The organism is Ruegeria sp. YTSC199 (assembly GCF_059609725.1).
Genome location: NZ_JBXWMF010000002.1, coordinates 184273 through 197589, shown reverse-complemented (window position 1 = coordinate 197589; position 13317 = coordinate 184273). Strand labels below are relative to the sequence as shown.

12 protein-coding genes and 2 tRNA genes are annotated in these 13317 nt (G+C 59.2%); 10 read left to right on the top strand and 4 right to left on the bottom strand.

Features of this window, described 5'->3' with window-relative positions:
• The first annotated feature begins 28 nt into the window (after nt 1–28).
• Nucleotides 29–253, top strand: coding sequence for a DUF1127 domain-containing protein (locus tag AC2FEE_RS02685; protein WP_496862883.1), 225 nt, complete (start codon nt 29–31; stop codon nt 251–253).
• A 407-nt stretch (nt 254–660) separates the two neighbouring features.
• On the opposite strand, the gene AC2FEE_RS02680 is transcribed toward AC2FEE_RS02685, so the two are convergent.
• Both AC2FEE_RS02680 and AC2FEE_RS02675 read right to left on the bottom strand, forming a co-directional pair.
• Complete coding sequence (locus tag AC2FEE_RS02680; RefSeq protein WP_496862882.1) at nt 661–3054, bottom strand: ATP-dependent helicase; 2394 nt, start codon at nt 3052–3054, stop codon at nt 661–663.
• A complete protein-coding gene (locus AC2FEE_RS02675; protein ID WP_496862881.1) occupies nt 3051–3299 on the bottom strand; it encodes a hypothetical protein in 249 nt (82 codons plus the stop codon). Before AC2FEE_RS02675 ends, AC2FEE_RS02680 begins: the two co-directional genes overlap by 4 nt.
• Before the next feature lie 63 nt (nt 3300–3362).
• Here AC2FEE_RS02675 and AC2FEE_RS02670 point away from each other — a divergent pair, with 63 nt between their 5' ends.
• The 4 genes from AC2FEE_RS02670 to AC2FEE_RS02655 all read left to right on the top strand — a co-directional run bounded on the left by AC2FEE_RS02670 (nt 3363) and on the right by AC2FEE_RS02655 (nt 10249).
• Nucleotides 3363–5027: a sensor domain-containing diguanylate cyclase gene (locus AC2FEE_RS02670; protein ID WP_496862880.1), complete on the top strand. Its 1665-nt coding sequence runs from the start codon at nt 3363–3365 to the stop codon at nt 5025–5027.
• Nucleotides 5028–5066: 39 nt separating this feature from the next.
• On the top strand, nt 5067–6224 hold the full coding sequence (locus AC2FEE_RS02665) for an alpha-hydroxy acid oxidase (RefSeq protein ID WP_496862879.1): 1158 nt from the start codon (nt 5067–5069) through the stop codon (nt 6222–6224).
• Between the two features lie 124 nt (nt 6225–6348).
• Complete coding sequence (locus tag AC2FEE_RS02660) at nt 6349–9786, top strand: pyruvate carboxylase (protein WP_496862878.1); 3438 nt, start codon at nt 6349–6351, stop codon at nt 9784–9786.
• A 79-nt stretch (nt 9787–9865) separates the two neighbouring features.
• Nucleotides 9866–10249 carry an MAPEG family protein gene (locus AC2FEE_RS02655; protein ID WP_496862876.1) on the top strand — a complete coding sequence of 128 codons (384 nt, stop codon included), beginning with the start codon at nt 9866–9868 and terminating at the stop codon, nt 10247–10249.
• 15 nt (nt 10250–10264) lie between these two features.
• On the opposite strand, the gene AC2FEE_RS02650 is transcribed toward AC2FEE_RS02655, so the two are convergent.
• The gene (locus AC2FEE_RS02650; RefSeq protein WP_496862875.1) at nt 10265–10417 is read right to left on the bottom strand and encodes a hypothetical protein; all 153 of its coding nucleotides are present in this window, start codon (nt 10415–10417) and stop codon (nt 10265–10267) included.
• Nucleotides 10418–10565: 148 nt separating this feature from the next.
• On the opposite strand from AC2FEE_RS02650, the gene AC2FEE_RS02645 reads away from it, so the two are divergent.
• From AC2FEE_RS02645 to AC2FEE_RS02635, 3 genes are all read left to right on the top strand, one after another.
• Nucleotides 10566–10640, top strand: a tRNA-Gly gene (locus AC2FEE_RS02645).
• Nucleotides 10641–10673: 33 nt separating this feature from the next.
• Nucleotides 10674–10748: transfer RNA gene (locus AC2FEE_RS02640), tRNA-Gly, on the top strand.
• 85 nt (nt 10749–10833) lie between these two features.
• Nucleotides 10834–11700 carry a GNAT family N-acetyltransferase gene (locus AC2FEE_RS02635; RefSeq protein WP_496862874.1) on the top strand — a complete coding sequence of 289 codons (867 nt, stop codon included), beginning with the start codon at nt 10834–10836 and terminating at the stop codon, nt 11698–11700.
• Here the strand turns inward: AC2FEE_RS02635 and AC2FEE_RS02630 are convergent.
• On the bottom strand, nt 11697–11936 hold the full coding sequence (locus AC2FEE_RS02630) for an Lrp/AsnC family transcriptional regulator (RefSeq protein WP_496862873.1): 240 nt from the start codon (nt 11934–11936) through the stop codon (nt 11697–11699). The genes AC2FEE_RS02635 and AC2FEE_RS02630 overlap by 4 nt on opposite strands.
• A gap of 154 nt (nt 11937–12090) precedes the next feature.
• Between AC2FEE_RS02630 and hisB the strand changes: the two genes are divergently transcribed.
• Entirely contained in the window at nt 12091–12678 is a 588-nt protein-coding gene (gene hisB / locus AC2FEE_RS02625) for an imidazoleglycerol-phosphate dehydratase HisB (protein WP_496862872.1), read from the top strand.
• Nucleotides 12679–13317 carry an imidazole glycerol phosphate synthase subunit HisH gene (hisH, locus tag AC2FEE_RS02620; protein WP_496862870.1) on the top strand — a complete coding sequence of 213 codons (639 nt, stop codon included), beginning with the start codon at nt 12679–12681 and terminating at the stop codon, nt 13315–13317.

Here is a 13317-nt window from a genome sequence, read left to right as displayed (position 1 = left end):
GCACCAACAAAAAAATCGGGTAAGGCAGATGGCTGCAGCAACACATCAGAGCACGCTTAAAGGCGCACCGGCATCCGGGATGACTTCGCTGATTGAGGCTGCGAAGACACGGTTCATCCGGTATCGCGCCTATCGCCAGACAGTTAACGAACTGTCTGAACTTTCGAACCGCGAGCTAGCCGATCTGGGCCTGCACCGGTCAATGATCCGCCGCTTGGCCATGCAAGCGGCAGAAGAATACGTCGCGCAATAAGTGCGCATTGACATAACCGAGATCAGGTCCTTCCTCCTCCCTTTAGGACCTGTATTTCAGCGGCGACATCTCTCCTCCTCCCTGATGTCGCCGCGCCTTATACCGGCCCTGAACGCCGGAAACTGACACACCGGGAACTCCTCCTCCCTATCCTGGTGTTGAAAGTGCGCGGCGACGTCGTCCTCCTCCCTGACGTCGCCGCGTCTTCCTCATACCGGGATCAAACCCGGGTTCGCATACATCGGGGCTCTCCTCCTCCCTGCCCTGGTGTTGAAAAGAACGGCGGTTCCCTCTCCTCCTCCCTGGGAACCGCCGTTTTTTCTTTTCAGACAGGAAATCGCGTGCCGCCCGCAGCCGCGCGCGCCTCGAAAGAATCAAGCATGTGCCGTCAGGCACATTCCATTTGATTAAAACGGTATGTCGTCCTTGGCCGACAAAAACCGCGAGACCACCTTTTTCGTGCCCGCCTTGTCGAAATCGACCTCGACTTTGTCACCTTCGATGCCAATCACCGCGCCGTAACCGAATTTCTGGTGAAACACGCGTTCACCCAGCGTGAAACTGGCCACCGCTGTGGCGTCGATCACCGTATTGCGGCTTTCGCGGGGTTGTGACGTGCCGTATTGCCCCTGCCGGGCCTGCATCCGTTTCCAACCCGGCGAGTTATAGACATTCGCTTCGGCCGCGCGGGTCTCAATCCCCGCCGCAGGTTGCCCGGCGCCATAAAGGCCCGGAGGCGTCAGCACCTCCACATGATCCTCGGGCAGTTCGTCGATGAACCGTGACGGCATCGCGTTCTGCCACTGCCCAAACACCCGCCGGTTGGCGGCAAAAGAGATCGTACACACCTCTTCCGCGCGGGTTATACCCACATAGGCCAACCGCCGCTCTTCCTCGAGGCCTTTAAGGCCGGATTCGTCCATCGACCGTTGTGAAGGGAATAACCCGTCTTCCCACCCCGGCAGGAACACGGCGGGAAATTCCAGCCCCTTGGCCGCGTGCAGAGTCATGATCGAAACCTTGGCTCCGTCCCCTTCCTGCTCATTGTCCATGACCAGGCTTACATGCTCCAGAAACCCCTGCAGGTTCTCGAAATTATCCAACTGATTGACCAGTTCCTTGAGGTTTTCCAACCGCCCCGGTGCCTCGGGCGTCTTTTCATTCTGCCAATGGGCGGTATAGCCGGATTCATCCAGAACGATCTGCGCCAGTTCGATATGGGACACCTCGGGCTCGCCAAATCGCAAAGGCGCACCATCGTCAATAACCGAGTCGTCCGCGACCTCAATCCGTGGCCCGCGCGTCATCGCGTTCCACCGGGCGAGCCCGTCGATCAACTCGCGCAGCGCCTTGCCGCCCTTGCCCTTGATCAACCCGTTATCAACCGCGATCCGAGCACCCTCAACCAACGATACGCCATTTTCCCGCGCTGTCATCTGGATCGTTTGTTGCGCCTTGTCGCCCAAACCGCGCTTTGGCGTGTTCACGATCCGTTCAAAGGCCAGATCGTCGCCCCGACTGACCACCAGCCGGAAATAGGCCATCGCATCGCGGATCTCCATCCGTTCATAGAATCGCGGACCACCAATCACCTTGTAGGGCAGGCCAATGGTCAGGAACCGATCCTCGAACGCGCGCATCTGGTGCGAGGCCCGCACCAGAATCGCGATCTCATCTAGCCCAATGGGCCGCACACCGCGCGTGCCGCCCTGCATCGCGTCGATTTCCTCACCGATCCAGCGCGCCTCTTCCTCGCCATCCCAATGACCGATGAGACGAACCTTTTCGCCCTCTTCCGCGTCGGTCCACAGCTCCTTGCCCAAACGGCTTTCATTACCTCGAATGACATTCGATGCAGCGGCCAAAATATGCGGGGTCGAGCGATAGTTCTGCTCCAACCGCACCACATATGCACCGGGAAAATCCTTTTCGAACCGCAGGATGTTACCCACTTCGGCCCCACGCCAGCCATAGATCGACTGGTCGTCATCGCCCACGCAACAGATGTTCTTATGCGCCCCGGCCAACAGCCGCAGCCACAGGTACTGGGCGACGTTGGTATCCTGATACTCGTCCACCAGAATATAACGGAACCAGCGCTGATACTGGTCCAACACGTCCGGATGGGTCTGAAAAATCGTGACCATGTGCAGCAGCAGGTCACCGAAATCCACTGCATTCAGTTCCCGCAGGCGGGTTTGGTATTGCGCGTAAAGTTCAATACCCTTGTTGTTATAAGCCCCGGCATCCGCCGCAGGCACCTTGCCGGGCGTCAGTGCGCGGTTCTTCCAGTCATCGATGATCCCGGCCAGCATCCGCGCGGGCCAGCGCTTGTCGTCGATATTCGCGGCCTGAACCAGTTGCTTGAGCAGGCGCAACTGATCGTCCGTATCCAGAATGGTGAAGTTCGATTTCAGATCGACCAATTCCGCATGGCGGCGCAGCAACTTGACGCAGATCGAGTGGAATGTACCCAGCCAGGGCATCCCCTCGGCGGGTTGCCCCAACAGGCGGCCTACCCTCTCCTTCATCTCTCGCGCGGCCTTGTTGGTAAAGGTCACCGACAGAATCTCGTTCGGACGCGCCCGCCCGGTGCTCAGCAGATGCGCGATGCGCGCGGTTAAGGCTTTGGTTTTGCCCGTCCCGGCCCCGGCCAACATCAGCACCGGACCGTCCAGCCGCTCCACCGCGTCGCGTTGGGCCGGGTTCAACTCGTCCAGATAAGGCGAGGGCCGCGCGGCCATGGCCCGCGCGGACAGCGATGCGCCCTCAAAGGCGTCCATTTCGTCGAAACTGCTCATGCCCCCAAACTACGCCGGATACGCGCCGAGGGAAAGAGTTTGTTCACCCCTTGTTCGCGCAGTGTTTTCACCCAGTTTACTGCCAATTCTACCCAATACGCCCTGATGCGCTGCGCCCACGTTAAACCACTGTCAAAGCTTGGATCGGATGCTGCGATCAAAGCTGTGGAAGCGCGGATCACGAAAAACCTTAGCGGATCGGGCATGGCGTCCCGCTTGAAACTTGCAGGCATCGTTCTGACCATGGGAGGTCTCACGCCCTGTCAGGCTGGGGCGTTTACGCGATTCCGGCCCCGGTGGTCGACCGGATGCTGGAATCCGACCTGCGCCACGCCGCAACACAGATGAACCGGCAAGTGGTCTCGCACCTCGCGGATGTTGATGCCACTTTTCGTAACGGCGCACTGGATGCCCACGACGAAGAGTTTCTGGAACTGCTGCCCGCGACCTCGGATATCTACCGGTTCAAGCTTTTTAACGATGCGGGGCGCGTCCTGTGGTCAACCCGCCCATCGGATGTGGGCATGGTCAACAGCGACGCCTATTTCAGCGAAGTTCTGGGACGGGGCAACATCGTTTACAAACATGAAGAAAAACCGCTGACCGAGGTGGACAATTTCGACCGCAACCTGCTGGAGGTCAGCGGGCCGCGGACCCGCCATGTGGCCGAAGTCTATATCCCCGTTATTCGCGAAGGGCGCTTTGTCGGTGCAATTGAGTTTTTTTCGGACATCACGCAGGTTCGATACTTGTTCATCAACCGGGTCCGGCTGCTGCTGACCGTTCTCAGCGGCGTAGCCCTGCTCGCCCTGTCGGCGGTGACGCTCGTCATATTCCGCGCGAACCGGCGGCAGGTGCGCGACCTGCGTAGCAGTGCTGCCAAGGAACGAGAATTGATGGATGACCAACTGCGCCTTGCGCGCGAGGTCCGATTGCTTGGCGAGTTGAACGAATGGCTGCAGTCCAGCCGGTCGCTGGATGAGTTGTTCGACATGGTCTCGCGCTTCATGACCCATATCCTGCCCGAGGCCGAGGGCAGTTTGTATGTCTATTCCAATTCACGCGATGTGCTGGATGGCTGTGCCAACTGGAATGGCGGCACTCACAAAGCGCATATCCACCCGGAAGGGTGCTGGGGTCTGCGTCGGGGGCGTACATACGAATATGGCGTGTCCGAGATCGACTTTGTCTGCGAACATGCCGAGCAGCATGACGGGCGCCCCTATTTCTGCTTTCCCATTCTGGCACATGGGGAAACGGTTGGTCTTTTGCACCTGCGGGCACATGAGGGCAGTGATGAGGTGTTTCATGCCAGCAAGAAGCTAGCCCAGCTTTGCGCGGATCAGATCAGCATGGCGATAGCAAATGTCCGGATGCGCGATCAGTTGCATGACCAATCAGTGCGCGACCCGCTGACCGGATTGTTCAACCGCCGGCACATGACTGAAACGTTGCGCAAATCCATAAACTGCAGCCAGCAGACCGGTGCATCGCTGAGCTTGATCGCCTTGGATGTCGACCATTTCAAAAAGTTCAACGACACCCATGGGCATGACGCAGGGGACATGGTGCTGCGCGCGGTCGGATCGGCTCTGGAAGAGGGCTGCGACCGGGATGAGATCGCCTGCCGCATCGGCGGAGAGGAGTTCATGCTGATCCTGCCGGACAACACACAAGACGATGCAATTACCCGGGCCGAGCAATTGCGGCAAGCGGTCGAGGCTGTTTCGGTCCGGTATGGAGAGAAGTCCTTGCCACGCATCACGATTTCCGTGGGTGTCGCCCACTACCCCGCACATGGCACCATGCCGCAGGACCTGATGCGCGCGGCGGACGACGCCCTTTATATGGCCAAAGATAAGAGGCGGAATCAGGTGCAGGTCGCCAAAGATGCAGCCTCGGTCACTTCGACTGCGGCAGATTCGAAACACAAACGGTCGCCCAAACCCGAGCCACCGGCCTCAGCCGCCTGAAAACCTTGCAGAATCGCCCGGCAGGTTGGATCAATCCTTATGGACCTGCACAGCACATTCCCCGGCATTGCCGACCTGAAACGCCGCGCCCAGCGCAGGATTCCGTTTTTCGTCTGGGAATATCTGGCAAGCGGCACAGGAACCGAGTCCACGCTGCACCGCAACCGGGCCGCGCTGGATCAGGTGGAGTTTCTGCCCTCGATCCTGCATGGCCCCATCGAATGCGATACCAGCACGCGTTTTCTGGGGCAGGATTTTCCCTTGCCCTTCGGCATCGCCCCCATCGGGATGGCCGGTCTGGTCTGGCCGAACGCGGAAAAGCTGCTGGCGCGCGCCGCCGCCGAGGCGGGCTTACCTTACACCCTTTCGACGGTCGCCAGCCAGAGCCCCGAGGATCTGGCCCCTCATCTGGGGCGGAACGCCTGGTTTCAGCTATACCCTCCGAAAGATCCGGGTATTCGCACAGATATGCTGAATCGCGCCAAGTCAGCGGGATTCTCAACGCTTGTGCTGACTGTTGATGTCCCGGTCGCCTCGCGCCGTGAACGGCAAACGCGATCCGGTCTGACCAATCCCCCCAGACTGACCCCGCGCCTGCTGGCACAGATTGCCCTGCGTCCGGCCTGGGCTCTGGGCATGGCGCAGAACGGGATGCCCCGGATGCGCACTCTGGACAAGTATATCGACGGGGACAGTGCTCTGCCGCCGACCGCCCATGTCGGTTACCTGCTGCGCACTTCACCCGACATGGATTATGTCAAATGGCTGCGGGAGGCATGGGACGGTCCGTTTATCGTAAAGGGCGTAATGCGGGCCGGAGATGCCGAGCGGCTGCAACAGGCCGGTGTTGACGCCCTTTGGGTCTCGAATCACGGTGGTCGCCAGTTTGACGGAGCCCCAGCGAGTATCAATATGCTACCGTTGATCCGAGAAGCGACAAACCTACCCCTGATCTTCGATAGCGGCGTCGAAGGTGGTCTGGACATCCTGCGCGCACTGGCTCTGGGCGCGGATTTTATCATGCTCGGGCGCGGATTTTTGTATGGTCTCAGCGCCTTGGGTGCGCAAGGACCCGCGCATGTCATAGACATCCTGCGTCAGGACATGATCGCCAATATGGGTCAAATGGGCCTTTCAAGCCTGCAAAAAATGCCATCGGTTATCACAAACATTGATGCTGCAGCGCGGCATGTGTAAGACGATCACGTCAAAAGGCGGCGTTTGCGAGCGTTAACATGCCGGTTCTACCCAGAAGGACTGATATACGAGCGCGTATTGTCCGCCTATGAACACGGCCAAACCATAAAGACCGGGACCGAAAATGACCGACTTCAAAAAGATCCTGATCGCCAATCGCGGCGAGATTGCCATTCGCGTGATGCGGGCAGCGAACGAGATGGGCAAACGCACCGTCGCAGTCTTCGCCGAAGAAGATAAGCTGGGCTTGCATCGTTTCAAGGCGGACGAGGCTTATCGCATCGGCGAAGGCATGGGACCGGTTGCCGCGTACCTGTCGATTGACGAGATTATCCGTGTCGCCAAGGAATGCGGTGCGGATGCGATCCACCCCGGCTATGGTCTGCTGTCCGAGAACCCGGATTTCGTGGATGCCTGTGTGCAGAGTGGCATCACCTTCATCGGCCCCAAGGCAGAAACCATGCGCGCCCTGGGTGACAAGGCCAGTGCACGCCGCGTGGCTATCGCCGCTGGTGTGCCGGTCATTCCGGCAACCGAAGTGCTGGGCGATGACATGGACGCGATCCGGGCCGAAGCCAAAGAAATCGGCTATCCGCTGATGCTGAAGGCCAGCTGGGGCGGCGGTGGACGCGGCATGCGCCCGATCCACTCGGAAGATGAGCTGGAAGAAAAGGTACTCGAAGGCCGCCGCGAGGCCGAGGCCGCATTCGGCAACGGCGAAGGTTATCTGGAAAAGATGATCATCCGTGCACGCCACGTCGAAGTGCAGATTCTGGGCGACAAACACGGTGAGATTTATCACCTGTACGAACGCGACTGCTCGGTCCAGCGCCGGAACCAGAAGGTCGTCGAACGCGCCCCCGCCCCGTATCTATCCGACGAACAGCGCACCGAGATTTGCGAGCTGGGCCGCAAAATCTGCGCCCATGTGAACTATGAATGCGCGGGCACCGTTGAATTCCTGATGGATATGGAGACCGGCAAGTTCTACTTCATCGAGGTGAACCCCCGCGTGCAGGTCGAACACACTGTCACCGAAGAAGTCACCGGCATCGACATCGTGCAGGCCCAGATCCTGATTGCCGAAGGTAAGACGCTGGCCGAAGCCACCGGTGCCGCCAGCCAGGCCGATGTGCATTTGACCGGTCACGCGCTGCAGACCCGGATCACCACCGAGGATCCGCAGAACAACTTCATCCCGGATTACGGTCGTATCACCGCCTATCGCTCGGCCACCGGCATGGGTATCCGTCTGGATGGCGGCACCGCCTACGCGGGCGGGGTGATCACGCGGTTTTACGACTCGCTACTGACCAAGGTTACCGCAAAGGCGCCGACGCCCGAGGCTGCGATCGCCCGCATGGACCGCGCCCTGCGCGAATTCCGTATTCGCGGTGTCAGCACTAATATCGACTTTGTCATCAACCTGCTGAAACACCCGACGTTCCTGTCGAACGAATATACCACCAAATTCATCGACACGACGCCGGACCTGTTCACCTTCAAGCGTCGCCGCGACCGGGGCACCAAGGTTCTGACGTATATCGCGGATATCACCGTGAATGGTCACCCCGAAACCAAGGACCGTCCGGAACCGCGCGCCGACCTGAAAGAGGCCAAGCCCCCTGCATTGAAGGGTGAACCCAAAATGGGCGCCCGCAATCTGCTGGAGCAGAAAGGCCCACAGGCGGTCGCCGACTGGATGAAGGCACAGCGGCAGCTGTTGATCACCGACACCACCATGCGCGACGGTCACCAATCACTGCTGGCGACCCGGATGCGCTCGATCGATATGATCAAGGTGGCGCCCAGCTATGCCGCAAACCTGCCGCAACTGTTCTCGGTCGAATGCTGGGGCGGTGCGACCTTCGATGTGGCCTATCGCTTCCTGCAGGAATGCCCGTGGCAGCGTCTGCGCGACCTGCGCGAGGCGATGCCCAACCTGATGACCCAGATGCTGCTGCGCGGGGCAAACGGCGTTGGCTACACCAACTATCCCGACAACGTGGTTCAGGAATTCGTCCGTCAGGCCGCGAAAGGTGTAGACGTGTTCCGTGTGTTCGACTCGCTGAACTGGGTCGAGAACATGCGCGTGGCTATGGACGCGGTGATCGAAAACGGCAAAATCTGTGAAGGTACCGTGTGCTATACCGGTGATATTTTGGACCCGGATCGCGCCAAGTATGACCTGAAATACTATGTCGGCATGGCGAAAGAGTTGCGCGATGCTGGCGCTCATATTCTGGGTCTGAAGGACATGGCCGGTCTGTTGAAGCCGGCCTCGGCCAAGATCCTGATCCGCGCGCTGAAAGAAGAGGTCGGCCTGCCGATCCACTTCCACACCCACGACACAGCAGGCATCGCCAGCGCCACCATTCTGGCCGCATCCGAAGCGGGCGTGGACGCGGTCGATTGCGCGATGGACAGCTTCTCGGGCAACACCTCTCAGGCAACGCTGGGCACCGTGGTCGAGGCGCTGCGCCACACCGAGCGTGACACCGGGTTGGACATCAAGGCAATCCGCGAGATCAGCGACTATTTCGAGGCTGTTCGCGGCCAGTACGCGGCTTTTGAATCCAGCCTGCAGGCTCCGGCCTCGGAAGTGTATCTGCACGAAATGCCGGGCGGCCAGTTCACCAACCTCAAGGCGCAGGCGCGCTCTCTGGGTCTGGAAGAGCGCTGGCACGAAGTGGCGCAGATGTACGCAGATGTGAACCGCATGTTCGGTGACATCGTGAAGGTGACGCCTTCTTCGAAGGTTGTCGGTGACATGGCACTGATGATGGTCAGTCAGAACATGACCCGCGAGCAGGTCGAGGACCCGGATACGGATGTGGCCTTCCCCGACTCGGTCGTGGATATGATGCGCGGCAATCTGGGCCAGCCTCCGGGCGGGTTCCCCGACACCATCATCAAGAAGGTGCTGAAGGACGAGGCTCCCAACACCAATCGCCCCGGTAAGGACGTGCCTGCGGTTGATCTGGAAGCCACCCGGTCCGAGCTGTCCAAACAGCTGGAAGGCAAAGAGGTCGATGACGAAGACCTGAACGGATACCTGATGTATCCCAAGGTGTTCCTGGACTATATGGGTCGTCACCGCGTTTATGGTCCGGTCCGCACCCTACCCACGCGTACTTTCTTTTATGGCATGGAGCCCGGCGAAGAGATCACCGCCGAGATCGATCCGGGCAAGACGCTGGAAATCCGTTGTCAGGCCGTTAGCGAAACGGATGAGAAAGGCGAGGTCAAAGTGTTCTTTGAACTCAACGGCCAGCCACGGGTGATCCGCGTGCCCAACCGTCTGGTGACCTCGACGACTCAGGCCCGGCCCAAGGCTGAGGCGGGCAACGCCAACCATATCGGCGCGCCGATGCCGGGCGTAGTGGCAACCGTTGCCGTCACGGGTGGTCAGGAAGTCAAGGAAGGCGACATGCTGCTGACCATCGAGGCAATGAAGATGGAAACCGGCATCCACGCTGAACGCGACGCCACGGTCAAAGCTGTTCACATTCAGCCCGGCGGGCAGATTGACGCAAAGGACCTGCTGGTCGAACTGGAATAACCGGTTTAGCTTTCTGGGCTAACAGGGGCCGCTCGGGGAACCGGGCGGCCTTTTTTCGATCCGAGGAGGATAAACGCCCATGCTGTCCATCACACCCATCTATGCCGCACTGCTGGCAATCCTGTTTGTCGCGCTCAGCGTCAGGGTCATCAGCCAGCGGCGCAGCGACAAGATTTCCTACGGCGACGGCGGAAATACGGCGATGCTCAAGGTGATGCGGACGCATTCCAATTTCGTCGAATACACCCCCTTTGCCGTGCTGTTGATCGCGATGGTTGAATTGCAGGGGGCGAGCGGCCTGTTACTGAACCTGCTGGGCCTGACATTACTGAGCGGTCGCCTGTTGCACGCCTATGGTTTCGGACGCAGCCCGCAGATCGTCATTCTGCGCCAGATCGGGATGCTTCTGACATTCACAGCGATTCTGGTAGCCGCCTTCGCGAATATCGTTCTGGCGCTGTGATCTGATCGGCGGGGCTTACCCCGCCAGCACCCGCGTTTCGACCTGCGGCGCATCTCTAAGGACAGGCTCAACCTCGCCCAGCCTGTCCTGATCCGGTGTACAAAGCACCGATGTCAGCACAATTAGTGCCGCAAGCAGGGCCATCTTCATGTCTGCAATCCGTGTCATTTCCTCTCCTCGAACCCTCTTGTTTTGTAATGTTCCAAATCTTGAACGCATGGCGCGCGGAATTCCGTCGAAATATTTTTCCACCTTTTTGTGCTTTTCCGCTTGCAGCCTCGCGTGGGAATTTATACATCCCTCCTCACTCAACGGCGCGGGCGTAGCTCAGGGGTAGAGCATAACCTTGCCAAGGTTAGGGTCGGGCGTTCGAATCGCCTCGCCCGCTCCATTGAGAGGTCTTCGGACCAAATATGTATCTGATGCGGGCGTAGCTCAGGGGTAGAGCATAACCTTGCCAAGGTTAGGGTCGGGCGTTCGAATCGCCTCGCCCGCTCCAGATACAAACCTTTCTGAACACTCTGGTTCTTCGACAGGCATTGCGCCATTCTGGCTGTGATTTCAGTCATTCACGGAATTCGCCCATGTCGGATTATATCATTCGCCCCCTCACCGCAGCCGAAGTCGAACACGCCGTGGATTGGGCCGGTCGCGAAGGGTGGAACCCCGGTAAACATGATGCCGAATGCTTTCGCCCGACAGACCCGGATGGGTTTCTGGGTGGGTTTCTGAATGGCGAGATGATCGCGTCCGTGTCGGCGGTGAATTACGACGAAGCCTTCGCCTTCCTGGGCTTCTATATCGTCAAACCCGAGTTCCGCCACCACGGCCACGGCCTTGAGATCGCTCAGCATGCGTTGGCCCATTGTACCGGGCGCAACATGGGGTTGGATGGCGTGGTCGAGCAGCAGGACAATTACCGCAAGTCCGGCTTTACCTTTGCCTACAACAATTATCGCTTTTCCGGAACGAAGCGCCGAATGCTGAGCAAGCTGGGAAATCAGCCCACCGATCAGATATCGGATCTGACCAGCGCGTCGGATGCACTGAAATCCTATGACCGCGATCTTTTTCCCGCGCCTCGTGACGTGTTTCTGGACGGCTGGCTAAGCGCCAACAGACACGTCTCGAAAGTCTATACCGAGAATGGCAGGATCAGGGGGTATGCGACGCTGCGCCCCTGCCTTACGGGGTATAAGATTGGCCCTTTGTTTGCAGATACCACGGATATCGCACAGGCCTTGCTGGCAGCAGTTCTGGCCGCGATACCCGAAGATCACAACGAGCATGAGGTATTCGTGGACATGCCCCAACCCAACCCCTCGGCCTTTGCACTGGCTGATGAACTTGGGCTGGACAAAGTATTCGAAACCGCCCGGATGTACTCAGATCATGAGCCTGACATCGACCTAAGCCGGATCTTTGGCGTCACCACGTTCGAACTGGGCTAGAACGCCTTGAACGTCATCGTGGTCAGCGAGCGTTCGATATTGGGAATCACCAGCAGGTTTTCGTTGATGAAGTGACCCACATCCTCGGTCTCGGGGATGTAGAGCTTTAGCAGCAGGTCAAACTCTCCGCTGGTCGAATACAGCTCGGAATGGATTTCGCGGAGGGCGACTTCTTCAGCCACCTTGTAAGTGGTGCCGGGTTTGCAGCGGATCTGGATGAAAACGCAGGTGGACATGGGCCGTGCCTTGTTGGTTCAGTTGCCTGCAGGCTGGCATGGGCTGCGACCGGGTGCAATCCCCTGCAACAGTTTGCGGGGAATGCCACGCTTGGTCTGGATAAGGCGGGCCATCCCCGTCTATAAGCGCGCCTGTAGCAAAAGGAATTCGCCCATGCGCAGCGCAAAGATCAGCCGTCAAACCGCCGAGACCGAGATCTCGGTCGAGGTCAATTTGGACGGCACCGGCACCTATGACAACCAGACCGGCGTCGGGTTCTTCGATCACATGCTGGACCAGTTGGCGCGGCACTCGCTGATCGACATGACAATCCGCGCCAAGGGCGACTATCACATCGACGACCACCACACGGTCGAAGACACCGGTATCGCGCTGGGTCAGGCGCTGACACAAGCTCTGGGCGACAAGAAGGGTATCCGCCGCTATGGCGAGTGCCACCTGCCAATGGACGACGCACAGGTCCGTTGCGCGCTGGATCTGTCAGGCCGTCCGTTCCTGATCTGGAACGTCGACCTGCCGACGACCAAGATTGGCGTGTTCGACACCGAATTGGTGCGCGAGTTCTTTCAGGCGTTCAGCACCCATGGCGGCATAACCATGCATATCGACCAGTTGCACGGTTTCAACAGCCACCACATCGCCGAGGCCGCCTTCAAGGCCGTCGCCCGCGCTTTGCGGCTGGCGGTCGAAACTGATCCGCGCAAGGCCGATGCTATTCCATCGACCAAGGGCGCGCTGTAAATGCTGACTGCCATTATTGACTACGAGAGCGGCAACCTGCACTCGGCCGAGAAGGCGTTTCAGCGCATGGCGCGCGAGGTGGACGCCGGCCAGGTTGTTGTGACTTCGGATGCAGATGTTGTTGCACGGGCTGATCGGTTAGTTCTGCCCGGTGACGGCGCTTTTCCGGCCTGCGCCGCCGAGTTACGCGGACATAAAGGCATCTATGATGCGATGGTCGAGGCGGTCGAGCAAAAAGGCCGCCCGTTTCTGGGCATCTGTGTCGGGATGCAATTGATGGCCTCAAAAGGCCACGAGTATACCGAAACGGATGGCTTGGGCTGGGTTGCAGGTGATGTGGTACGGATCGAACCTTCGGACCGCGCACTGAAGGTTCCGCATATGGGCTGGAACGATCTGGTTGTGGAAAGCGAGCACCCCGTGTTCGACGGGGTAAAATCGGGTGACCACACCTATTTCGTCCACTCCTACCATTTCCGCGTCAGAAATCCTGTGCAGCGGTTGGCATATGTGGACTATGGCCAAGAGGTCACGGCCGTGATCGGCCGCGACACCATGGTTGGAATGCAGTTCCACCCCGAGAAAAGCCAGGATGTTGGCCTGCGTATGATCGGGAATTTCCTGACCTGGGCTCCGTAA

Excerpts from the sequence above, each read along its gene's own strand:
- AC2FEE_RS02685 (WP_496862883.1), top strand. The coding sequence starts at position 29 with ATGGCTGCAGCAACACATCAGAGCACGCTTAAAGGCGCACCGGCATCC.
- AC2FEE_RS02680 (WP_496862882.1), bottom strand. The coding sequence starts at position 3,054 with ATGAGCAGTTTCGACGAAATGGACGCCTTTGAGGGCGCATCGCTGTCC.
- AC2FEE_RS02675 (WP_496862881.1), bottom strand. The coding sequence starts at position 3,299 with ATGGTCAGAACGATGCCTGCAAGTTTCAAGCGGGACGCCATGCCCGAT.
- AC2FEE_RS02670 (WP_496862880.1), top strand. The coding sequence starts at position 3,363 with ATGCTGGAATCCGACCTGCGCCACGCCGCAACACAGATGAACCGGCAA.
- AC2FEE_RS02665 (WP_496862879.1), top strand. The coding sequence starts at position 5,067 with ATGGACCTGCACAGCACATTCCCCGGCATTGCCGACCTGAAACGCCGC.
- AC2FEE_RS02660 (WP_496862878.1), top strand. The coding sequence starts at position 6,349 with ATGACCGACTTCAAAAAGATCCTGATCGCCAATCGCGGCGAGATTGCC.
- AC2FEE_RS02655 (WP_496862876.1), top strand. The coding sequence starts at position 9,866 with ATGCTGTCCATCACACCCATCTATGCCGCACTGCTGGCAATCCTGTTT.
- AC2FEE_RS02650 (WP_496862875.1), bottom strand. The coding sequence starts at position 10,417 with ATGACACGGATTGCAGACATGAAGATGGCCCTGCTTGCGGCACTAATT.
- AC2FEE_RS02635 (WP_496862874.1), top strand. The coding sequence starts at position 10,834 with ATGTCGGATTATATCATTCGCCCCCTCACCGCAGCCGAAGTCGAACAC.
- AC2FEE_RS02630 (WP_496862873.1), bottom strand. The coding sequence starts at position 11,936 with ATGTCCACCTGCGTTTTCATCCAGATCCGCTGCAAACCCGGCACCACT.
- hisB (WP_496862872.1), top strand. The coding sequence starts at position 12,091 with ATGCGCAGCGCAAAGATCAGCCGTCAAACCGCCGAGACCGAGATCTCG.
- hisH (WP_496862870.1), top strand. The coding sequence starts at position 12,679 with ATGCTGACTGCCATTATTGACTACGAGAGCGGCAACCTGCACTCGGCC.